At 59.1% G+C, this 20,302-nt stretch carries 20 protein-coding genes, 1 tRNA gene and 3 pseudogenes; 9 read left to right on the forward strand and 15 right to left on the reverse strand.

The window, feature by feature from the left end; translation table 11 throughout:
• Window positions 1–114: 114 nt before the first annotated feature.
• Both AB4N92_RS03040 and AB4N92_RS03045 read right to left on the reverse strand, forming a co-directional pair.
• On the reverse strand, window positions 115–909 hold the full coding sequence (locus AB4N92_RS03040; protein WP_042571824.1) for a DNA/RNA non-specific endonuclease: 795 nt from the start codon (window positions 907–909) through the stop codon (window positions 115–117).
• A gap of 94 nt (window positions 910–1,003) precedes the next feature.
• The gene (locus tag AB4N92_RS03045; protein ID WP_029529082.1) at window positions 1,004–2,221 is read right to left on the reverse strand and encodes an MFS transporter; all 1,218 of its coding nucleotides are present in this window, start codon (window positions 2,219–2,221) and stop codon (window positions 1,004–1,006) included.
• A 121-nt stretch (window positions 2,222–2,342) separates the two neighbouring features.
• Between AB4N92_RS03045 and AB4N92_RS03050 the strand changes: the two genes are divergently transcribed.
• On the forward strand, window positions 2,343–3,047 hold the full coding sequence (locus tag AB4N92_RS03050; RefSeq protein ID WP_047540532.1) for a TetR/AcrR family transcriptional regulator: 705 nt from the start codon (window positions 2,343–2,345) through the stop codon (window positions 3,045–3,047).
• Here AB4N92_RS03050 and AB4N92_RS03055 read toward each other — a convergent pair.
• Both AB4N92_RS03055 and AB4N92_RS03060 read right to left on the reverse strand, forming a co-directional pair.
• Window positions 2,950–3,873, reverse strand: a complete 924-nt coding sequence (locus AB4N92_RS03055) for a LysR family transcriptional regulator (protein WP_021490773.1) — start codon at window positions 3,871–3,873, stop codon at window positions 2,950–2,952. The two genes, AB4N92_RS03050 and AB4N92_RS03055, sit on opposite strands and share 98 nt — an antisense overlap.
• Window positions 3,874–3,882: 9 nt before the next feature.
• The gene (locus tag AB4N92_RS03060; RefSeq protein WP_021490774.1) at window positions 3,883–4,779 is read right to left on the reverse strand and encodes a LysR family transcriptional regulator; all 897 of its coding nucleotides are present in this window, start codon (window positions 4,777–4,779) and stop codon (window positions 3,883–3,885) included.
• A 123-nt stretch (window positions 4,780–4,902) separates the two neighbouring features.
• Here AB4N92_RS03060 and AB4N92_RS03065 point away from each other — a divergent pair, with 123 nt between their 5' ends.
• The 3 genes from AB4N92_RS03065 (at window position 4,903) to AB4N92_RS03075 (ending at window position 8,143) form a co-directional block, all read left to right on the forward strand.
• A complete protein-coding gene (locus AB4N92_RS03065; protein WP_010208940.1) occupies window positions 4,903–5,568 on the forward strand; it encodes an RraA family protein in 666 nt (221 codons plus the stop codon).
• Complete coding sequence (locus AB4N92_RS03070) at window positions 5,565–6,770, forward strand: pyridoxal phosphate-dependent aminotransferase (RefSeq protein WP_154974171.1); 1,206 nt, start codon at window positions 5,565–5,567, stop codon at window positions 6,768–6,770. The genes AB4N92_RS03065 and AB4N92_RS03070 overlap by 4 nt, the downstream gene beginning before the upstream one ends.
• Window positions 6,771–6,865: 95 nt before the next feature.
• Window positions 6,866–8,143 (forward strand): cation:dicarboxylate symporter family transporter, encoded by a 1,278-nt coding sequence (locus AB4N92_RS03075; protein WP_042571826.1) that lies wholly within the window; start codon window positions 6,866–6,868, stop codon window positions 8,141–8,143.
• A 52-nt stretch (window positions 8,144–8,195) separates the two neighbouring features.
• Here the strand turns inward: AB4N92_RS03075 and AB4N92_RS03080 are convergent, their stop codons facing one another.
• From AB4N92_RS03080 to AB4N92_RS03090, 3 genes are all read right to left on the reverse strand, one after another.
• Window positions 8,196–8,654 carry an Hsp20 family protein gene (locus AB4N92_RS03080; RefSeq protein ID WP_010208936.1) on the reverse strand — a complete coding sequence of 153 codons (459 nt, stop codon included), beginning with the start codon at window positions 8,652–8,654 and terminating at the stop codon, window positions 8,196–8,198.
• Window positions 8,655–8,769: 115 nt separating this feature from the next.
• Window positions 8,770–10,221, reverse strand: coding sequence for a cysteate racemase (cuyB, locus tag AB4N92_RS03085; RefSeq protein WP_010208935.1), 1,452 nt, complete (start codon window positions 10,219–10,221; stop codon window positions 8,770–8,772).
• Window positions 10,218–11,480 carry a dicarboxylate/amino acid:cation symporter gene (locus AB4N92_RS03090; protein WP_010208934.1) on the reverse strand — a complete coding sequence of 421 codons (1,263 nt, stop codon included), beginning with the start codon at window positions 11,478–11,480 and terminating at the stop codon, window positions 10,218–10,220. The genes cuyB and AB4N92_RS03090 overlap by 4 nt, the downstream gene beginning before the upstream one ends.
• A 173-nt stretch (window positions 11,481–11,653) precedes the next feature.
• Here AB4N92_RS03090 and AB4N92_RS03095 point away from each other — a divergent pair, with 173 nt between their 5' ends.
• The 4 genes from AB4N92_RS03095 to AB4N92_RS03110 all read left to right on the forward strand — a co-directional run bounded on the left by AB4N92_RS03095 (window position 11,654) and on the right by AB4N92_RS03110 (window position 14,313).
• Window positions 11,654–12,565 (forward strand): LysR substrate-binding domain-containing protein, encoded by a 912-nt coding sequence (locus AB4N92_RS03095; RefSeq protein ID WP_021490775.1) that lies wholly within the window; start codon window positions 11,654–11,656, stop codon window positions 12,563–12,565.
• A 68-nt stretch (window positions 12,566–12,633) separates the two neighbouring features.
• Complete coding sequence (locus AB4N92_RS03100; RefSeq protein WP_010208932.1) at window positions 12,634–12,936, forward strand: ArsR/SmtB family transcription factor; 303 nt, start codon at window positions 12,634–12,636, stop codon at window positions 12,934–12,936.
• A gap of 61 nt (window positions 12,937–12,997) precedes the next feature.
• Window positions 12,998–13,978 (forward strand): zinc-dependent alcohol dehydrogenase family protein, encoded by a 981-nt coding sequence (locus AB4N92_RS03105; protein ID WP_010208931.1) that lies wholly within the window; start codon window positions 12,998–13,000, stop codon window positions 13,976–13,978.
• Window positions 13,975–14,313: an antibiotic biosynthesis monooxygenase family protein gene (locus tag AB4N92_RS03110; protein ID WP_010208929.1), complete on the forward strand. Its 339-nt coding sequence runs from the start codon at window positions 13,975–13,977 to the stop codon at window positions 14,311–14,313. The genes AB4N92_RS03105 and AB4N92_RS03110 overlap by 4 nt, the downstream gene beginning before the upstream one ends.
• Here the strand turns inward: AB4N92_RS03110 and AB4N92_RS03115 are convergent.
• The 5 genes and pseudogenes from AB4N92_RS03115 to AB4N92_RS03135 all read right to left on the reverse strand — a co-directional run.
• A complete protein-coding gene (locus AB4N92_RS03115) occupies window positions 14,302–15,030 on the reverse strand; it encodes a sulfotransferase family protein (RefSeq protein ID WP_010208928.1) in 729 nt (242 codons plus the stop codon). The two genes, AB4N92_RS03110 and AB4N92_RS03115, sit on opposite strands and share 12 nt — an antisense overlap.
• A 4-nt stretch (window positions 15,031–15,034) precedes the next feature.
• Window positions 15,035–16,366 carry an ABC transporter ATP-binding protein gene (locus tag AB4N92_RS03120; RefSeq protein WP_010208927.1) on the reverse strand — a complete coding sequence of 444 codons (1,332 nt, stop codon included), beginning with the start codon at window positions 16,364–16,366 and terminating at the stop codon, window positions 15,035–15,037.
• 1,046 nt (window positions 16,367–17,412) lie between these two features.
• Complete coding sequence (locus AB4N92_RS03125) at window positions 17,413–17,679, reverse strand: hypothetical protein (protein ID WP_010208925.1); 267 nt, start codon at window positions 17,677–17,679, stop codon at window positions 17,413–17,415.
• Window positions 17,655–17,909, reverse strand: a pseudogene (locus tag AB4N92_RS03130) (hypothetical protein); the annotation flags it as partial. The pseudogene AB4N92_RS03130 and the gene AB4N92_RS03125, both read right to left, overlap by 25 nt.
• A 44-nt stretch (window positions 17,910–17,953) precedes the next feature.
• Window positions 17,954–18,460: pseudogene (locus AB4N92_RS03135) on the reverse strand (transposase); the annotation flags it as partial.
• Between the two features lie 25 nt (window positions 18,461–18,485).
• Here AB4N92_RS03135 and AB4N92_RS03140 point away from each other — a divergent pair.
• On the forward strand, window positions 18,486–18,800 hold the full coding sequence (locus AB4N92_RS03140) for a hypothetical protein (protein ID WP_010208924.1): 315 nt from the start codon (window positions 18,486–18,488) through the stop codon (window positions 18,798–18,800).
• A gap of 90 nt (window positions 18,801–18,890) precedes the next feature.
• Here the strand turns inward: AB4N92_RS03140 and AB4N92_RS03145 are convergent.
• From AB4N92_RS03145 to AB4N92_RS03155, 3 genes and pseudogenes are all read right to left on the reverse strand, one after another.
• Window positions 18,891–19,139 (reverse strand): annotated as a pseudogene (locus tag AB4N92_RS03145) (DUF4113 domain-containing protein); the annotation flags it as partial.
• Between the two features lie 93 nt (window positions 19,140–19,232).
• Window positions 19,233–19,308: transfer RNA gene (locus AB4N92_RS03150), tRNA-Asn, on the reverse strand.
• Between the two features lie 60 nt (window positions 19,309–19,368).
• Window positions 19,369–20,265, reverse strand: coding sequence for a LysR family transcriptional regulator (locus AB4N92_RS03155; RefSeq protein WP_021490785.1), 897 nt, complete (start codon window positions 20,263–20,265; stop codon window positions 19,369–19,371).
• Window positions 20,266–20,302: the final 37 nt, after the last annotated feature.

The raw sequence follows: 20,302 nt of genomic DNA on the forward strand, positions 1-20,302 counted from the left end.
ACTACTAATGGGATGGGAACCAAGCCATGTCATGTCAAGGTTTGTTGTTTCATGCAGGCGTTGACCGGCAATGCTCCCCAGGTACCGCCGGCTTGTGGAATATTTCTCAATGTATCAGGTACGCCCCACCGACCCCGACACCGGAAGATCCCCCAACAACCTGAGCCCGGTGCTCTTCACAAACGTCTCATAGTCCATTGGCTTTTGAATGCGTGTTTCCGCATTGGGCAGCACATACGCCCAGGCGCGTTTGCTTGAGGCGTCGTACACCAGCTTGAACAGGCGCGTCGGCACCCAGACCTTGTTGGCGCCGATGGTGCCGTAGCCAGGGTCGAACAGCGGGCCGGTGAACACGTACACATCGCCGCCGGCGCGCACGGCAAACTTGCGTACGTCGGCCTCGACCTTGCTCCAGATTTTGCGGTTGTTGGTGGGGTCCTGGGGCACCATGTTCGACAGCGCAAATGACTGCGCCATGGCGTTGGCGTTCGGCGCATCGGCGGCTGGGGATTGGTGGCCACGGTCCACGGCCGGATGCTGAGCGCGGTAGTCACTCAACTCCGCACGACCGCTTTTGGGAATACGTGGGTCGGCGTAAAACTGGTTGGTGCGCTCCTCGCCCTTGGCGTCTTTGAGAAGTGCGGCATTCAGGCGCTCGACCACCACCAGAGGGGTCTTGCTGGTTTGCGAATAGAGCACTGCGAAATGGTCGGAGCACAGGGCCAGGGGTTTCATCGCGGCCGGGACGGTGGCGGTCTTGATCGGGGTGGCGGGGAACAGATCGGCGCAGCTGTCGAAGGTGAGCTGTTTTTCCTGTTTGGAATAGAGGTCCGGCAGGCTTCGGGCGTTGGCCCCGGAAGAAAGCAAAACAAGGGCGGTCAGCCCAACGGCAATTTTGCGTAGGTACATGCATTAAATCTTCGAAAGGGAGTGAAGCGACAGGCTCCGTCGAGCGGAGCCAAGTGGATGATATTGCGAGGGTTATTGACTGGCGAATGTCGGATTAGTGCCCGACCGCTGTGGGTTTTCCCGCATCCCGCGCGCCCGGCTTGAAACCATGGGCGCTGGCCCCCCAGGCAATCGCCAGCGATACGCCGATCAGCACCAGCATCGCCCACGGAAACGACGCCACGCCCCAGGTGTCCAGCAATACCCCGCCGACCACACCGCTGCCGGCGATCGCGCTGTTCCACGCCACCACATTCAGCGACAGCGCAACGTCAGCGCCATCTCCCGCCGCATCAGCCAGGGCGGTTTGCAGCAATGTCGCGGCGCCCCCGAAACTCAGGCCCCACACCGCTACGCCGAAGTAGATCACCACGGGTACATTCCCGAGCAAGCCGAACACCGCGCTCATCGCGGCAAAGGCCACCAGGCTGACCAGCACGGTCCGGCGCAGCAGCGGCTCGACCCATTTGGCCGTGAGCCAGATTCCCGCCAGCGCGGCCACCCCGAACACCAACAACACCAGGTCAACCCGATCCGCCAAGCCAGCCGGCGCCACGAACGGTGCGATGTAGGTGTACAGAATGTTGTGCGCCAGCATCCAGCTGATTACCACCGCCAACACCGGCCGTACGCCCGGAGTGGTCAACACCTTGCCCAGGGACAAACGTTGATGCGTAGGTTGAGGCGCATAGTCCGGGACTTTCACCAACACCCACACAATCAGCACCAGGCTCACCGCCGACATCAGGCCAAAGGTTGTGCGCCAGCCGACCAACCCACCCAGCCATGTGCCCAACGGCACACCCAACGACAGCGCGATCGGCGTACCAACCATCGCCAATGCCAGCGCCCTGCCCTGTTGATGCGGCGCCACCATGCGCCGGGCGTAACCGGCCAACAGGCTCCAGGCCAACCCCGCCGCCACACCGGCAAAGAAGCGCGCCACCAGCGTCACGCCGTAATGAGACGACCATGCGGTGATGGAGTTGAACAGCAAAAAACCGACGATGGTCAGCAACAACACATTGCGCCGCCGCCAGCCACGGGTGGCGATGGTCATGGGGATCACCGCCAGCACCGAGCCCAAGGCATAGGCGGTGACCATTTGCCCGGCCATGGAGGGCGAAATCGCCAGGCCTTCGCTGATCAACGGCAACAAGCCCGCCGGCAGGGTTTCGGTGACGATGCAAATGAAGCCGGTCATGGCCAGGGCAAGCAATGCCCCGATGGGCAGGCGGTCGGATGACGCCGATAACGTAAGTGAAGGTGTCACAGAACACTCCTTGAGCGAGACTTAGATACTGATCGATACAAATGTTGCAACTGAGCGCGCCGCGTTGTCAACGACTTATGTATCGACTAGTATCTATATCGCTAGCCACCGGAGACTTGACATGGCACAGATGGGCCGCCCCCGTACCTTCGACCGCGAACGCGCTGTGGACCAGGCCTTGCACCTGTTCTGGCAACACGGCTACGACGCCACCTCCCTCGCCCAGCTCAAGGCCGGCTTGGGTGGCGGCATCTCCGCACCGAGTTTTTACGCGGCGTTCGGCTCCAAAGAGGCGCTGTTCGACGAATGCGTGCAGCGTTACCTGGCGACCTACGCCAAGGTCACCGAATGCTTGTGGGACGAAAGCCTGCCGCCGCGCCAGGCGGTTGAAACGGCGCTGCGCCAGTCGGCGCGCATGCAGTGTGAAGACGGGCATCCCAAGGGGTGCATGGTGGCGTTGGGGGTGATGAGCGCGCCGAGCCCGGATAACGCGCGGGTGGCAGATGGGTTGACGCAGTCGCGGCTGCGCACCCGCGCGGGGATTGTGGCGTGCGTAGAGCGGGCAATGCGCCTGGGGCAGTTGCCACAGACCGTCAACCCGGCCGTGATGGCAACGGTGTTTGACAGCTTCCTGCAGGGCATTTCGATTCTGGCGCGGGACACTGTGCCCCATGCCACTATCGACGCGGCCATCAGCCAACTGCTGCTGACCTGGGATATCGCCGCCTCTACTGCGCCGCCCATTCGTCCCGACACTGCATCAGGAAATCCACAAACGCCCGCACCCGATGCGGCACATATCGCCCATGGGGATACAACAAGGTAAACGGCCGCGAGCGCCCACCAAACGGCTGCAACACCTCCACCAGGCTACCGTTGGCCAGCGCCTGCTCGACGATGAACTTGTAGGTCTGAAACAGCCCCGCGCCATGCATGGCCAGGGTCACACCCCCCAGCACATCGTCGGAGCAGCTGTACCCCGCCTCCCCCGCATACTCCTGCGCCTTACCGTCTACCTGGAACAGCCATGAGATCCGACGACCATTGCTCGGCAGTTCGTACTGGATGCATTCATGGGCGGATAAATCCTCCAGCGTCTGTGGGATGCCAGCGCGCCTAAGGTAGGACGGAGATGCGACCACCACCAGCTCGCCGTCCTCCAGCAGGCGGGCAATCAGCGACGAGTCCGGCTGGGCGCGCACGCGGATGGCCAGGTCATAACCTTCGGCGACGAAGTCGATATTGCGGTTGCTGATGTGGATATCCACCGTGACTTGCGGGTACAGCGCACGAAACCTCGGCAATAGCGGCAGCAAGCGGTGATGGGCGTAGGTGGTGGGAATGCTGATGCGCAGCAGGCCAGACGGCACGGCCTGCGCGCCCATCACTTCCTGCTGAGCTTCCACCAACTGGGTCAGGGCCTGGCGGCATTGCTCGAAGAAGGTCCGGCCGCTGTCGGTCAGTCGGATGCTGCGGGTGGTGCGCACAAACAACCGTGAACCCAAGCGTTCTTCCAGGCGCGAGACACTGCGGCTGACCGCTGCGGGGGTCACACCGGCAACCTGCGCGGCAGCGGTGAAGCTGCTGGCTTCGGCAGCGAGGCAAAAGAGTTCGATACTGCCGAGCTGCAAATCTTCGAAATGGCGTTTCATGATCGCTCCCTAGAACAACAGCCGCGAGAAATTGCAGCACGCTTGTGCCAGTTGCGCCACCTCTTGATTCAACCCGTATTGCCGGTCCATCCGGTGCAACGCCACATACTGGATATCCGGCAGCACCGGCTCTGTGACCAACGCGCGCAAGGTGCCTTGCTCGATCAGATGGGACAGGCATGCCAAGGGCAGGTAGCTCACGCCGATCCCCGACAGCGCCAACCCGGCTTGCACCAGCAGGTTGTGGCTGGTGAGGGTACGGGGCAGTTGCACGTTGTTTGCCGCCAGCCAGCGCTCGTAGATCATCCCGGTTCCCGACTGTGCGCCCTGGGTAAGCACGGTGTAGCTGGCCAAGGTCTCGAGGCTGATGGGGTCGACGTCCGGGATCAGGCCAGGGGAGCACATCCAGGCGTTTTTCACGCATTGCAGGGGGGTGCTGTGGAAGCGCGGATCGCTGTAGACGTCGGGCACGATCACCAGGTCCAACTGGTCGCTTTCCAGTTTGCGAAACAGCTCGCTGCTGAGTTCCACCGACGGCTCGATCTGCACCTTGGGGTAGGTCTGGCGCAGCGCCTCCACCAACGCCGGCAGCCAGGTCAGTGCAGTGAGTTCAGTGACGCCCAGGCGAAACCTGCGCACTAGCACTTCACGGGCGCTGACCCGCTCCAGTAACTGGTCGCGACTGTTGAGCAGGTCGCGGGCGTAGTCCAGCAACTCGCCGCCCTTTTCCGTCAACCGTGCGTTGCGCTTGCTGCGGTCGAAAATCTCCACATCGAAGGTTTCTTCCAGCTCCTGGATGCGCTTGGAGATCGCTGACTGCGACATGTTCAGCTTGTTGGCCGCCGCTTCAAAACTGCCCAGTTCAGCGATCCAGTAAAGCGCGTCGATTTGCTTGAAGGTGATCATGGCGAGGCTATCATGAAAAAAATCGATGCTATCACATCATAAAATATCGCTAAAACTCTCCGATCATCACTCCTAAGATCCGGCCATAGCCCATCGCTATCCAAACGACTCTGGAGATTTGCCATGTCCTTGCCCGGTTCACGCATCCTTCCCAACGCCCCCATGGCCCCGGCCGAACTGGTCGAGGCATTCGCTCAGGTGGTGACCCCACACATCAGCGACAACCTTGGCCGGCATATCGGCGCGCGCGGCCTAACGCGCTACAACCGCAGCGGCAAACTGGTGGGCACGGCGATCACGGTGAAGACCCGACCTGGCGACAACCTGCTGATCTACAAAGCCATGAGCCTGCTGCAACCTGGTCACGTACTGGTGGTGGACGGCCAGGGCGATACCAATAACGCGGTGATCGGTGAGCTGGTCAAGCTCTACGCCCAGCAACGTGGTTGTGTGGGCTTTGTGATCGACGGTGCGATCCGCGATGTCGCCAGCTTTGACGACACGCCCTGCTACGCCCGCGCCGTGGTGCACACCGGCCCCTACAAGACTGGTCCCGGTGAAGTGAACGTGCCGGTGTCCATCGGTGGCATGCTGGTCAACCCCGGCGACCTGGTGGTGGGTGATGAAGACGGCCTGGTCGCGTTTTCCCAGGCCGACGCCGCCGAAGTGCTGCGCCGTGCCGCGCAACATGCCGAACATGAAGAAGCCGTCAAAGCCGAGATCGCCAGCGGTGCCGTGCGCCAGAGCTGGATCGACAAGGTCCTGGACCACGCAGGGTTGGCGCCATGAAGCACTTTTTGTCTGACCGCGTCCTGGGCATCGCGCCCTCCCCCAGCATTGCCGCCAATGCGTTGGTGACCGAACTGCGCGCCCAAGGCCGCGATATCGTCAATTTCACCGTGGGCGAGCCGGACTTCGACACCCCGGCGCATATCCTTGCGGCGGCCAGCCAGGCGATGCACAACGGCGACACCCACTACACATCCACCACCGGCACCCTCGCCCTGCGCCAGGCCATCTGCCTCAAGCTGCAGCAGGACAACGACCTGGCCTACGGACTGGATGAAGTGGTGGCCGGTTGCGGCGGCAAACACGTCATCTACCATGCGCTGGCCGCCACGCTGAATCGGGGTGATGAAGTCATCGTGCACACGCCTTATTGGGTGTCGTACCCGGACATTGCACGGCTCAACGATGCAACACCGGTGATCATTCCCGGCGATGAAAGCCTGGGTTTCAAGCTGTCCCCCGACGCCCTTGAACAGGCGATCACGGCGCGCACCAAATGGGTGATCCTCAACAGCCCAAACAACCCCAGTGGTGCGGTGTACAACGAGACCGAACTGCTCGCGCTGGCGCAGGTGTTACGTCGTCATCCCCATGTGCTGATCATGGCTGACGAGATCTACGAACACTTCATCTACGGCAGGGCCCGGCATGTGCCATTGACGCGCCTGGCGCCCGACCTCAAGCCGCGCACGCTGATCGTCAACGGCGCGTCCAAAGGCTATGCGATGACCGGTTGGCGCCTGGGTTTCGGTGCAGGCCCGGCCTGGCTGATCGCGGCCATCGCCAAGCTGCTGTCGCAAACCACTACCTGCCCCAGCTCCCTCAGCCAGGCCGCCGCCGTGGCCGCATTTACAGGCGACCAGGCGCCCATCGCCGCCATGCGCGAGGAATACCAGCAACGCCGCGCACGCATGCTGGCTCTGCTGGCGGACATCCCCGGCTTGAGCTGTACCCCACCAGACGGCGCGTTCTATGTGTTCGCCAACGTGAGCGGGCTGATGGGCAAGCTCACCCCGCAAGGTGATCGCCTCGACAGTGACACCCAACTGGTGGACTACCTGTTGCGTGACTACGGCCTGGCCACAGTGAGCGGTGCGGCGTATGGCATGTCGCCCTATGTGCGCCTGTCCTTCGCAAGCTCGCCAGAAGTGATCGAAGAAGGTTGCCGTCGTCTCAAGGACGCGTGCCGCGACCTGCGCTGACGCCCTTTGCTGCACCCGGCGGCCACCGGACGGCCGCTGTTTTGACTGCCTAGAACAACAACTTAAAAATCATTGATCTCAAATGAGGCATTCCTATGCACACGCCCCGTATCGCGCTGGTCTGGCAAATCATGATCGGCTTGCTTGCCGGCATCGCCATTGGTGCCCTGTTGCACCAATTCCCCGAATCCCGGCCGTGGCTGGTGGACAATCTCCTGCAACCGGCGGGCGATATCTTTATCAAGCTGATGAAGATGATCGTGGTGCCCATCGTGTTTGCCTGCATGGTGGTGGGCATTGCCGGGCACGGCGACGGTAAATCCCTGGGCCGTATCGGCGCGCGCTCCCTGGGGTATTTTTTCTGCATCACCACCTTGGCGATCATTGTCGGGCTGGTGCTGGGCAATCTGCTCAAGCCGGGGGCCGGCACTGAACTGTCGAGCCTGCATGCAGCGTCTATTACCCTGCCTACCAGCAGCGGCGCAGGTCACAGCCTGGGGCAGATTATCGTCGGGATCATCCCCGATAACGTGATCAGTGCCATGGCCCAGGGCAGCCTGTTGTCGGTACTGTTTTTTGCGGTGATGTTCGGCCTTGGCGTGGCACGCCTGCCCGCCGAGCGCAAAGACCCGGTGATCGCGCTGCTGCGAGGCGTGTCGGATGCCATGTTCAAGGTCACGTCGATGATCATGGCCTACTCGCCCATCGGCGTGTTCGGCATGATCGCTGTGACCGTGGCCAACTTCGGATTTGGTTCGTTGCTGCCGTTGGCCAAGCTGATCATGGTCAGTTACGTGTCTATCGCGTTCTTTGTACTGGTGGTGCTCAACCTGGTGGCGCGCCTGTGCGGGATCAATCTGTTTGCCTTGATGCGCCATATCAAGGATGAACTGATTTTGGCCTTTTCCACGGCGAGTTCAGCGTCGGTCATGCCGCAATTGATGAAGAAGCTCGAGACCTACGGCGTGTCGCCTTCGCTGGTGAGCTTTGTGGTGCCGGTGGGTTACTCGTTCAACCTCGACGGTGCCTCGCTGTTCCTTGGGATCGGCACGCTGTTCGTGGCGCAGCTATACGGAATCGACCTGAGCCTTGGGGATCAGGCGCTACTGGTGGTGACCATGGTGCTCACTTCAAAGGGGGCTGCGGGTGTGCCGGGGTTCATGTTCGTGATTCTCTCCGCAACGCTCGCCAGTGCCGGATTGCCATTGGAAGGGATCGCGTTTATTGCCGGGGTGTATCGCTTGATGGAGATGCCGACTACCGCACTGAACGTGCTGGGCAACGCGCTGGCGCCGTTGGTGATTGCCAAGTGGGAGGGCCGTGACGCTAAGGCGACGCACGAACCGAGCGCCAAGAATGTGCCTTCACGGTAGCAAGGGTCTTACGAATAAAGGCGCTCCAAAGAGCGCCTTTATTCATTTCAACTCACTGCTCGCCGATGGATTTTACCTCAGCCTTGGCAGCGCCACCGATGGCAATGCGTTTAGGCTTGGCTTCCTCCGGCACGACCCTGAGCAGGTCGATGCTCAGTAAGCCATTGGAAAGCTGTGCGCCTTGCACTTCGATGTGGTCAACCAGGCGGAACGACAGGCGGAACGCGCGCTGAGCGATGCCCTGGTGCAGGTAGGTGATACCTTCATTGTGTTCGCGTTTGCCGCCAGCGACGGTCAACACGCCCTTTTCCACCTGGATTTCCAGGTCATCTTCCACCAGGCCTGCGGCCGCAATGACGATTCGGTAGTGGTCCTCGCCATGCTTTTCGACGTTGTGCGGTGGGTAGGTGGTACCGGCCTCGCTGCGAAGCGCCGATTCGAAAAGGTCGTTGAAACGGTCAAAGCCGACGGAATGGCGGAACAGTGGGGCCAACGAAAGAGTAGTAGCCATTGCAAAATCTCCTGAGGTTTCTCCAAGTGATTTGGTACGCGACCCGTATTCGGCATCGCGTAAAGCCTAAGTAGGTTCAGGCTTAAAATTTTCAAGCGGCGCCCACAAAAAAAATTTACCCGATGCGATAAGCCCCCGACGAAAGGCTCACACACCTACGCGCGAGGACGGTCGTGGGATCAACCAAGGCGACCCGGTGGGCACCGATTTCAAACACGTCACAATGCGCCAGTACCAGAGGCAACTCGGTACACCCAAGGATCAGCACCTTCGCCCCCTGTTCACACAGATGCTCCGCCGCCAGCAGCAACTGCTCGCGGCACACGCCCTGGGTAAACCCCGCCTTGATCCCCCGCTCGCCGTAGATCGCCTCCATCACCAACGCCTGGTAATCAAAACCGGGGGTGATCAGTTCCAACCCCGAACGTCGCGCGGCCTGGTGATAGACCTGGCTTTGCAGCGTGCCTGAAGTCGCCAGCAAGCCAACCGCCTGGCCACGCCCATAGGTGTGCACAATCCACTCCACCGTCTCGCTGAGCATGTTGACGATGGGCACGCGCAAGTGCGCCTGGATGCGCTCGACAAACGCATGGGCAGTGTTGCACGGGATCGCGATGGCTTGGGCGCCGGCGCTTTCCAGGCGTTTGCAGGTGGCGAACAGGGCCAGGGTAGGGTCAGTTTCGTCGCGCAACAGGTTGGCGGTTCTATCAGGTATCTGCGGGTTCTGCTCCACCACCATCTTGATATGGTCCTGGTCCTTGCCTGCCGGCGTGTGGGCGACCACCTTGCCCATGAAGTCCACGGTCGCCGCGGGCCCGACGCCACCGACGATGCCCAGTTTGAACGGCGACTGGCGCGTCGGACCGTCGGCCTGGGTGGCGAACTCGGCGTAGATCTGGTTGATGTCGAGCACGCTGATACCACGCCGTTGCAGATCGCCGCACACCAGCGACAGCTCGGTCATGCCCGGCACGATCACCGTGGCGCCCTGCCCCTGCAATGACAAGCACGCCTGGTACACCGACTCCAGCGGCACGCCATCGAGGTGGCCGTCCTTTATGCCGTTGACGCCGTACATCGCCTCCATCAGCGCGACCTGGGCGTGGTCCTCCGGATACACCAGGTTAAAGTGCTGACCGAGGTGCTTTTCAAACAGACCACAGTGGCGCACGAAGTCCGACGCGATCACCCCCAAGGTGGTGCCCGGTGCAACACAACGCAGGATGTGCCGGACGAGCGCCTGCATCATGTCCAGCACGGGGATGCCCAGTTCCTGCTGGATTTCCTCGCGAAAGGTCTGGCTGGCGAAACAGGGTAGCAGCACGGCATCCACACCGCTGTCTTCAAAGGTCTTGCACACCTGGAACACATAGAATTTGCGCGCGGTCATGCTCGCATGGCGATCCAGGGGCAGCCGCACATCCTTGAACGGGTGCTGCTCGAATAGGAAATGATAACGGTCCTGGTCTTCCAGCACGGCCCTGGATTTGACCAGCTTGTAGAACAGATCGCCGCCCGCCAGCGAGCCGAGCCCGCCGACGATGCCCAATCGAGAAGTGGTGGTCATGCGCGCGCCCCCTGCGGCAGCTCAGCGGGTTCTTCTTCGGCCTCGGATTTCGCGACCACTGCCGTGGCGATGCTGTTGCCCACCACGTTGGTGGCAGTGCGCGCCATGTCGAGGAACTGGTCGATGCCGATGATCAGCAGCAGGCCGGCTTCGGGCAGGTTGAACATCGGCAAGGTCGCCGCGACCACCACCACCGAGGCCCGCGCCACGCCGGCCATGCCTTTGCTGGTGATCATCAGCGTCAGCAGGATCAGCAGTTGCTGGGTGAAACTCAGGTCGATGTTGTAGGCCTGGGCGATAAACATGATCGCGAATGCCTGGTACATCATCGAGCCGTCAAGGTTGAAGGAATAGCCCAGCGGCAACACGAAACTGGACACACGCTTGGGGGCGCCGAATTTCTCCAGGGCCTCCATGGTTTTCGGGTAGGCCGACTCGCTGCTGGCCGTGGAAAATGCCAGCAGGATCGGCTCGCGGATCAGCTTGCCGAGGGTGAACACCGAGCGCCCGAGAAACAGGTAGCCGGCGGCGAACAGCAAGACCCAGAGCAAGGCGATGCCCAAGTAGAATTCGGCGATCAGCTTGGCGTAATCCGCCAGCAGGCCCAGGCCGTTGGTGGTGATCGCCGAGGCGATGGCAGCAAATACGCCGATCGGCGCGAAGGCCATCACGTAGTCGGTGATCTTGAACATCACCTTGGCGAGTTCGTCCACGGTGTCGGTGATACGCGTATAACCCGCACGCTTGACGCCGGCCAGGGCGAAGCCGAAGAACAGCGAAAACACCACGATCTGCAAGATCTCATTGTTGGCCATCGCTTCGGCGATGCTGCGTGGGAACACATGACTGATGAAGGTCTTGAGGCTGAAGTCGCCAGTGTTGACCGGCACCGCCGCCGTGGCGTGCTGCACCACCTGCATATTTAACCCGGCGCCCGGCTGGAACAGGTTGACCAGCGCCATGCCAAGCATCAGCGAGACCAGCGACGCCGTGACAAACCAGAGCATCGCCCGCATCCCGATGCGACCCACCGAACGCGAGTTGCCCATGCTCGCAATGCCCCCCACCAGGGTGGCGAACACCAGCGGTGCAATGATCATCTTGATCATGCGCAGGAAGATATCGGTGACCATCGAAAAGTACCCGGCCAGCGCCTTGGCCGCTTGTTCGCTGCCGGCATAGTGGTGACACGCCCAACCCACCAGCACGCCCAGGGCGATGCCGACTGCAATACGACGCGGGAGTTTGTTCTTGTTCACAGGTGCGGCCCTCGGATGGCTTTTGTTGTATGCAGCGGATTCTAGGGACCGCCCCCGCTCCCCATGATGAGTAATCCGGCTAACCCCATGCGCTTTTGGAATAGTTTGTAAAAAGCCAGGCCTGGCCTGGGCGTGACCGCTTACACTCCTGGCTCATCGCCTGGAGAACCGGCATGCAGATCAAATGGTTGGATGACCTCTTGGCCATCGCCGAGTGGAAGAACTTTTCCCGCGCCGCCGAAGTGCGCTGCGTGACCCAGTCGGCCTTGTCGCGGCGCATTCGCTCATTGGAAGAATGGGTGGGTGTCGAGCTGGTCGACCGCGGCACCTACCCGGTGCAACTCACCGCCGCAGGGGTCGCCTTTTGCAGCGAAAGCCGCGATGCCCTCGCCGGCCTCATGCGCCTGCGCGCCAGCCTGCGCGAAGTGGAGCGCATGCCGGGACGCTCGATCCAGGTGACCGCCGGCCACAGCCTGTCGATGACCTTCCTGCCCAAGTGGCTGGCGCAGTTCCAGCGACACGCCGAGCAGTTCAATGCGCGGGTGGTGGCGGCGAATATTCATGATGCGGTGATTGCACTGGAGGAAGGCAGCTGTGACCTGATGATTGTCTACCACCACCCGCTGGCGCCTATCCTGCTGGACGCGGAACGCTTTGGCAGCCTGGCCCTGGGGCATGATGCATTTATCCCGCTGTGCGCACCGGACAAACGCGGCCGGCCGCTCTATCGCCTGCCGGGAAATGCAGGGAAACCCGTGCCGCATCTGGCGTACACCGCCACGACGTTCCTGGGTCGGGTTGCGGAAATCGTGATCAAGAATGGCCCTGCCCCCGCGGTGCTGGAACGCTGCTACGAAGCTGACATGGCCATGCTGCTGATGCGCATGGCGATCGAAGGTTACGGCGTGGCGTGGCTGCCGCAGAGCGCGGTGGTCGATGAGCTTGAACGTGGCGTGCTGGTGCGCGCCGCAGGTGAGGAATGGAGTACGCGTCTGGAAATTCGCTCGTACTGCGCGATTGAAAACCAAAACCCGACGATGCGGAAGTTGTGGCGCACACTGGAAGGCTGGCGGGCGGAAATTTGATACAGCGGTAAAAATCGCGACTTTATCTTGCGCATTGACATATCGGTAAATCTCGATATCCTCGCGACATGGACCTACTCGAAATATTCAAAGCCCTCTCAAACCGTACTCGACTCGAAATCCTGAAAGGTTTGAAGGATCCCGAAAAGTACTTCCCGCCACAGGATGAAGGGGACGTTCATACCGTGGGCGTCTGTGTCAGCAGTATTCAGGAGGGCGTCGGGCTGTCGCAGTCAACCGTGTCTGATTATCTGGCCACGCTGCATCGGGCAGGCCTGATCGAAACACGGCGCATTGGCCAGTGGACCTACTACAAGCGAAACGAAGCAACCATCAGTGCGCTTGCCGAGATCATTGGCAAGGACCTGTAATTTTTTGCTCCAGGATATCGAGATTTCCCGATATCCCTTTTTACCGAAACGAGGTGAGGCAATGAAAGCGCAGATACTTAAGTCGTTTGGCAGCCCGGATTCGTTCGAACTCTGCGAGGTGCCCAAGCCGGTACCGCACACCGGGCAAGTGCTGGTTCGGGTTCACGCAACGTCCATCAACCCTTTGGATTATCAGGTGCGACGTGGCGACTATGCCGACCTGGTGCCCCTCCCCGCCATCACCGGCCACGACGTCTCCGGTGTTGTCGAAGCCATCGGGCCGGGCGTGACCAACTTCGCACCAGGCGACGAAGTCTGGTACACCCCGCAGATCTTCGACGGCCCCGGCAGTTACGCCGAATACCATGTAGCGGCCGAGAACATTGTGGCAAAGAAGCCTCTCTCGTTAAGCCACCTTGAGGCGGCCAGCCTGAGTCTGGTTGGCGGTACCGCATGGGAAGCGCTGACCGTGCGCGCGGCACTGCGGGTGGGCGAAAGCATCCTGATACATGGCGGCGCTGGGGGTGTCGGCCATGTGGCAATCCAACTGGCAAAAGCTATCGGTGCAAAGGTGTTCACTACCGTGCGCGAGGCTAATGCTGAGTTCGTTAAACGCATGGGCGCCGATGTGATCATCGACTACGAAAAGGAAGACTATGTCGACGCCATCATGCGGGAAACGGCTGGCCGTGGAGTCGATGTGGTATTCGATACCCTCGGCGGCAACACACTGTCGCGCAGCCCTGATGCGCTCGCGCAAATGGGCCGTGTGGTCTCGATCGTGGACATCTCCCAGCCGCAAAACCTGGTCCAGGCCTGGGGCAAAAATGCGAGTTATCACTTTGTGTTCACGCGGCAAAATCGCGGCAAGCTGGATGAGTTAAGCAGCTTGGTCGTACAGGGTCAGTTGCGCCCGCATGTCGGCGCGGTCTATGCGCTTGCCGACATTGGACTCGCCCATGCGCGGCTGGAGAGCCGCAACAACGGCGTCCAAGGGAAGATTGCGATTGCCGTCGCGCCTATTGAAGGCGCCACGCCATGATTTACGAGATCGCCCTGCTGCCCGTTCACAAACAACACATCGATGCATTCCGACTGGCATTTGCGGAGGTCGCACCGTTGCTCAGCCGCGCGAAAGGCTACTTGGGCCATTTGCTCGCGCAAGGCATCGAAACGCCGGAGCGATTCAACCTGATCGTGCGCTGGGAATCGCTCGAAGACCACACACCGGGCTTCGAAGCGAGTGAAGACCATCGGGTGTTCATGTTGGGGCTGGAGAACTATTTTTCGGACGAGCCGCAGGTGTATCACATTGAGGGGCTGGAGTTTGCTGGATGCGCCGGCTTGTGCCTATCGACTCAACATTCAAGGCTTTAAGCAGGGTGCCGCTGGAATCTGCTTCCAGTGCGAGAAGTCTTCTTCCAGAAACTCACTCAACGCATCTATTTTGTCGGCGTAAAGCGCCCGCAATAGCTCAGCCAAACCAGGAGGCAGCGCATGGCGACTGCCTTCGAACACCGGCTGCGAAAGTTCACAGCGATGCGCATCGGTAAAAAAACCATCCAGCCCGATATGGTTCAACACCCGATTAGCCAAAACCACGGGATCTTTGACGATCTCCTCATAGCGCGCAATCAGGAGTTGCTCCCGTGGATAGACCCCCATCCAGTTCTTCAGGCAAGTCGCATAATCGCCCCGTAGCAGCGACCCTTGTGATTTAAAATGATCTATAAACCACTGATCAGAAGCCTCCGAATACTCCATCTCAGCCCTACGCAAAGCCATGCGTGCCGATGACCACGCACGGTCCATGGGGTTACGCATGAGAAAAACGATGCGTAATGCAGGAAAATGAGAGTAAACCTCTCTAATGGTTTCCGGCGACAGGATGGCGTAAGCAGGCGTGATGTCGCCGGCAGTTCGACCCTCGACATTAAACAAGCCGTGATACCAAGCCACGCCGTTGGCGATGTTTGAATCCCAGAAGTGAACTTCCTTACCACCGGGAAAGCAAATCGATGGGTGTTTATTCAATACTTCATACAACCAACTGGTACCGCTTTTTTGCGCGCCGATACCGACAAATTTCAACATTCCGTCACCTTGCCAACGACCATTCTGGAGCGCATGAAAAGTCCACGACGCCCACGCCGTACTGCGTATGCTCCGAATTCACTCTGAAACACAACGCGTCCACCACTCTGTGCAGGTGCCGAAAACCTTCCCCGCAATCACCGGAAACGCCAGCATTAAGAAAATACAGGCCTTCATTCAGACGGCATACAAAACTGTATTCGACCGTCAGTACCGAACCGGCAGCAACAAACTCAATACCTTCGGTGATGCGCTTGGCTGACGTCCCCCCTCCAAGTTCAACGCCAGTGGTGGTCTTGATCAACATGCCGAAGCGTACGTGACTCGCATCCTGTTCGAACGCAACTTGATACGTATACAAATAGGTCTCTCCTGCCTTCAGGCAGTTGACCTTTTGCCGGCGTGCATTGAGCAATCCAGGATTGGCAATCACCGCACCGCGTGCCTCATACGAAAGCACTGCTTTGGAGAGCAGATGGGGATCAAAATAATCGCTTGCCAAGCCGGAGTTCGCATCAAGCGCCGGGGCGTCAACCTCAGCCACCGATGTAAACTCGACCGAACCGGCCATCATCTGCTCGCGCATTTCTTTCGCTTTAGCGGGCGAAGCGTTCAGCATGCGCTGGTACTTACCGACAATAGCCTTGGGGGTTCCCTCCGCTACTTTCTGTCCGCCATCCAGCAAGATCGCACGGTCACAAAGCGCTACCACTGTGTCGCTGGCATGGGACACGAAAAGAATGGTCGCGCCCTGAGACTTGATACTTTCTATTCGGGCAAAGCATTTACGCTGGAAGAGCTCATCCCCTACCGCCAACGCCTCATCGACAATCAAAATCTGGGGGTCAACATTGATTGCAACGGCAAAGGCCAGGCGAACCATCATCCCACTGGAATAGCTCTTTACCGGCCGATCGATGAAATCCCCAATCTCTGCGAACGCCTCGATAGAGGCAAAGCGAGCAGAGGTTTCAGCGTGGGAGAGCCCGAGGACGGAGGCGTTCATGTAAACGTTTTCGCGGCCGCTGAATTCCGGGTTGAATCCAGAGCCTAACTCCAGCAATGCCGCGATTCTGCCATGGGTCGACACCTCTCCCTCAGTCGGCGTCAGTGTCCCGCAGATCATTTGCAGCAGTGTGGATTTACCACTGCCATTGCGGCCGACGATACCCACGGTCTCCCCTTTGTTAACAACAAAGGAAACATCATCAAGGGCAACAAACTCCGTATAACAGCGCTTCTTGCGGAACACCTGCAACAGCCGCGCCCTTGGGCTGTCGTAAATCTGGAAACGCTTGCTGACATTCCGAACTTGAATGGCGATCTCAGAGGGCATCTGTAAACACTCCATGTGTCTTCTGGAAATATGCGAAGCCTGTCCGACACACCAAAAACATGCTGGAAGGTACTGAAGCAGCCCCGTAACGCCAAGCATCTTGCCTCAAATCAAGACAGTGCGGAATTACTCGACAAGGAATCCATGAGTACGACGACCGCAAGCCTCATCACAAGCCAGGCCCACTGAAGGCGTCAGATCACTCCTTTCAGCAATCACACCGTGCACTTGGGTTGCCAGGGCAAATCCAAGGCAAAAAAAGCCTGCATCTCTGCAGGCTTCTTTTTTATGTCGCTATCTGGCTCCGCGACCTGGACTCGAACCAGGGACCCAATGATTAACAGTCATTTGCTGGCTGTTAGGCGCAACGGTGCCACGCAAGAACGTGGTGGAGATCTAGGGTTTCTGCATAGCGTGAGCCGCATAAGCGCAGCACGCCACGAAAATTAGTTGGGTTGGATTGGGTTGTCAAAGCGTGGCAAGGCAATGACCAGCAGGAAAAGGAGGCGCACTCTGTCAGCTACCGAGCAATCTTCATGCTTCACTTAACTTCCTGACCAACGTAGCCGCCATGAGCTTCAACGTTCTGCTCTCTGCCTCAAACCCCTAATCTAGAGCCCGCATGACCTGCGCCCTGTCAATGTAGCCAGCCAAAAAACAGACTCAATTGATTCAATTGCATGAATGACAACCGACTCCTCTCTAGCTTTTAAAAGCGTTAGTACAACACGCAACGCCCGCTCATCATTCGAGTCACCAAGAGACTCCGCGCACCGACCTCGCCAATCCGCTTTACCCCATGCCTTGCTAACAGGCACGCGACTCACTAGTGCCTAAAGATGATTGATTTTGCGAAGTCTGCATACTTATAAAACCAACTCAACGCAAACAAAATCGAGAATGGCATTCCCAACCATACAAATACCACATCAAATTCCACCTCAAACCCTGCAGAAATAAACAGGACTGGTAACAATGCCAGCAGGCATCCTATGGAAAGCATTACGACTAAAACACCCGCCGCCATTATTGCTGAGGACATCAACTTACTTACCGTCACCCTTAGCCTCCTCGTAAAAGCCGTAGCCCTTATAACCCACTCCGCCGACATACACACCTAGCGCAGTACCAAATGGCGTTTTCGTGCCTAACAACGGAATGAAAAAATTAATATCCATCTTCGGAACCAAAACCCCGAAGATCGAACCCTTCCTCAATCCATCCGAAGCTCCCATCACGAGAGGGACTTTCCCAAAGCCAGCACCGGCGGAAAGTAACGTATCCGCCCCCTGGTAGACCAATGGACCATCCATCCACCTTTCTCGATGGACTTCGCATCAGCATCTTTTTGCGAAGCTGCCGCCAGAACACCGACTATTTGAGAACTCATAGCTAGCAGATTCTTATCACCGCTAACCAACGAATCCAAGTGAACTACAGCCGCTTCGTTAATACCCGCCGCCAGGGCGCCGGTCTTGAAGTCCCCACCGGTCGCCTGGGCAAGTAACCCACCGACCATCGCATGCACCAATATCTTCGGCGGGTAACAGCATCAAGCGCGGCCAGGTAGCGGCTGATGCTCGATTAAATTTCTTCCATTCGCCGCCTTAGTTTGACGCTAGTGAAGTTGCGGTCACGACTGTTGACGGCCTTGAATTTACTTGCGTCGATGGAAACCAGGTTTTCTCCGAACAATGCGAGCGGCTGACAGAGCACAACGAACTGACGACAGACGCATCGGATGGCCTTGCTGTTGTCCTTTCGGAAGTTGGCGATGGTCTTGAAATCCGGCATTAAACGACCCGTCAACCACATCAACTCAACGTTGCGTTGAGCTTCTCGCTCCAGGCGTCGGCTCGATTAGATGCGGTTGAGATCGCCATAGATATAGACCTTCAACAGTACCTCAGGGTGGTATGCAGGTCGGCCCGTAAGAGCAGGAACAGCACCGTCGACACCCAAATTGACCAGGTCGAGTTCGTCGACGACGACGTCGACTATACGCACCGGGTTGGTATCGCTGACGTAGTCGTCGAGGCTTTCGGGAAGTAAGGTGCCTTGACCTCTGTGCTCCCCTTGAATAAAGCGCTTCACGAGACGATCCTCTTGTGGAACCCGAATGTTGGATGCTGCTGTGAAGATAGTGAAATCTACCCGTTTTGACGATGTCGACCACGATTTAGGGTATGAGTACCGTGGTCATAATTACAGCGTGCTGAGCGATGGGGGTATGTTCCTGATCAGAACTTACGACGACGAACCAGGATGTGCGACTGTCGTAAGTCCGACCACGGCGCATGCCAGCGGCAACCTTAGACAGCTCATCACTTTCTTGCAGACGGAGTTTGGGGGCTCTAGGATCTACCTCTACAAGGCCGATTTGGGGCGTTATGCTGAGATCGACCTTGAAACGTTGGAATTCCTTCCCATTTGAGTTCGGCGGCGATAGCACGGTTGGTGTTTTTACACACTCTGGGCCGTTAACTGCCCTGCGCGAATAACAGAGCTTGATAGGTATCAGCCCTCACCTGCAATCGACCGACCAGAGCTGATCAAGCCTAGTTGTATAGCTCTGACTCATCATCTCTCGACGCATGCCCCAATCCGGATCAACCGGCACACTGGCCGAGCGCAGTGTCCCCCTGCCCCAACGCTCGTTGATTTGATCCAGGACCGTCATCACCCGTGTTGCCTCTACAAACGGTGACGTGGCGAAAAGATCATTCGTGTAATCGCCAGGTTTGCAAAGGTTGAGCAGCATTACTGACACCTTCATGCGGGTCACACTGCGCGCCTTGATCACCCCGGAGAAATCCAAGGCAAAAAAAAGCCTGCATCTCTGCAGGCTTCTTTTTATGTCGCTATCTGGCTCCACGACCTGGACTCGAACCAGGGACCCAATGATTAACAGTCATTTGCTCTACCAACTGAGCTATCGCGGAATGCGCCGTATGTTACTGATTGAAAAGGAGAAGTCAAGCTTTCTCTGGCATTCGGCGCGATTAAATCGGATGACCGGTTGAAACCGCGTGCTCCCTGGCCAACTCCAGCCAGGCCAAGGCAGCCGGCGGCAGGTGGGCGCTGGTGCGCCAGGCCAGGGCGATGTGCCAGTCGGTGTGGGGTTCGTCCAAGGGGATCAGGGCGATGCCGGCGTGTTGATGCTTGTACGCCAGCATGCGTGGCACGAAGGCCACGCCCAAGCCGGCGGCGACCAGGTCGATGATGAAGTCGATCTGCCCGCTGCGGGCCGTCACCTTGGGGGTCACGCCTTTGCGCTCGCAGGCGGCGAGGATCTTGGCGTTGAGGGCGAAACCGGCTTCGAACAGGATGAACGGCGAATCGGCCAGGTGGGTGAAGTCGATCCGCTCAAGGTGGGCCAGCGGGTGGCTCATGGGCAGCACGGCCATCAGCGGCTCATTGCGCACGGGCTGGTAATCGAAATCTTCGTCCACTGGCAGCAGCAGCGCCGCCAGGTCGACCTCCCCCGCTTCCAGGCACTCGCGCAGCTTTTTGCTGCCGTACTCGGTGAGCTCGATGTCGATGTCCGGGTAGCGGCTGCGGTAGGTCGCAAACATCGTCGCGAACAGCACACCGCAGCCCACCGGCGGTAGGCCGATGCGCAGTACGCCACGCTTTAAACCGCGCAGGTCGTTGATCTCGGCCACCAGGTCGTTGCGCTCGGCGAGCAGGACCAACGCGCGACGGTAGGCGATTTCGCCGGCGGCGGTCAGTTCGTTGCGGTGGCCCAGGCGATTGAGCAACGGTGTGCCCAGTTCATCTTCCAACGTCTTGACGGCCTTGCTGACGGAGGACTGGGTCAGGGACACCACCTCCGCCGCCTGGGAGAAACCACCCTGGCGCACCACTTCGACAAAGGCGCGTAATGTTCTCAGGTTCATCAGTATTCCTTTGGCGACTGACTACCATCGATAAAAG

The organism is Pseudomonas sp. S3_A09, from assembly GCF_054668065.1.

Coding starts and splice junctions, on each gene's coding strand:
- AB4N92_RS03125 (WP_010208925.1), bottom strand. CDS start 17,679: ATGGATGGTCCATTGGTCTACCAGGGGGCGGATACGTTACTTTCCGCC.
- AB4N92_RS03040 (WP_042571824.1), bottom strand. CDS start 909: ATGTACCTACGCAAAATTGCCGTTGGGCTGACCGCCCTTGTTTTGCTT.
- AB4N92_RS03080 (WP_010208936.1), bottom strand. CDS start 8,654: ATGGCTACTACTCTTTCGTTGGCCCCACTGTTCCGCCATTCCGTCGGC.
- AB4N92_RS03120 (WP_010208927.1), bottom strand. CDS start 16,366: ATGCCCTCTGAGATCGCCATTCAAGTTCGGAATGTCAGCAAGCGTTTC.
- AB4N92_RS03060 (WP_021490774.1), bottom strand. CDS start 4,779: ATGATCACCTTCAAGCAAATCGACGCGCTTTACTGGATCGCTGAACTG.
- cuyB (WP_010208935.1), bottom strand. CDS start 10,221: ATGACCACCACTTCTCGATTGGGCATCGTCGGCGGGCTCGGCTCGCTG.
- AB4N92_RS03065 (WP_010208940.1), top strand. CDS start 4,903: ATGTCCTTGCCCGGTTCACGCATCCTTCCCAACGCCCCCATGGCCCCG.
- AB4N92_RS03100 (WP_010208932.1), top strand. CDS start 12,634: ATGGACCTACTCGAAATATTCAAAGCCCTCTCAAACCGTACTCGACTC.
- AB4N92_RS03110 (WP_010208929.1), top strand. CDS start 13,975: ATGATTTACGAGATCGCCCTGCTGCCCGTTCACAAACAACACATCGAT.
- AB4N92_RS03155 (WP_021490785.1), bottom strand. CDS start 20,265: ATGAACCTGAGAACATTACGCGCCTTTGTCGAAGTGGTGCGCCAGGGT.
- AB4N92_RS03075 (WP_042571826.1), top strand. CDS start 6,866: ATGCACACGCCCCGTATCGCGCTGGTCTGGCAAATCATGATCGGCTTG.
- AB4N92_RS03055 (WP_021490773.1), bottom strand. CDS start 3,873: ATGAAACGCCATTTCGAAGATTTGCAGCTCGGCAGTATCGAACTCTTT.
- AB4N92_RS03140 (WP_010208924.1), top strand. CDS start 18,486: ATGTTGGATGCTGCTGTGAAGATAGTGAAATCTACCCGTTTTGACGAT.
- AB4N92_RS03070 (WP_154974171.1), top strand. CDS start 5,565: ATGAAGCACTTTTTGTCTGACCGCGTCCTGGGCATCGCGCCCTCCCCC.
- AB4N92_RS03050 (WP_047540532.1), top strand. CDS start 2,343: ATGGCACAGATGGGCCGCCCCCGTACCTTCGACCGCGAACGCGCTGTG.
- AB4N92_RS03105 (WP_010208931.1), top strand. CDS start 12,998: ATGAAAGCGCAGATACTTAAGTCGTTTGGCAGCCCGGATTCGTTCGAA.
- AB4N92_RS03115 (WP_010208928.1), bottom strand. CDS start 15,030: ATGTTGAAATTTGTCGGTATCGGCGCGCAAAAAAGCGGTACCAGTTGG.
- AB4N92_RS03095 (WP_021490775.1), top strand. CDS start 11,654: ATGCAGATCAAATGGTTGGATGACCTCTTGGCCATCGCCGAGTGGAAG.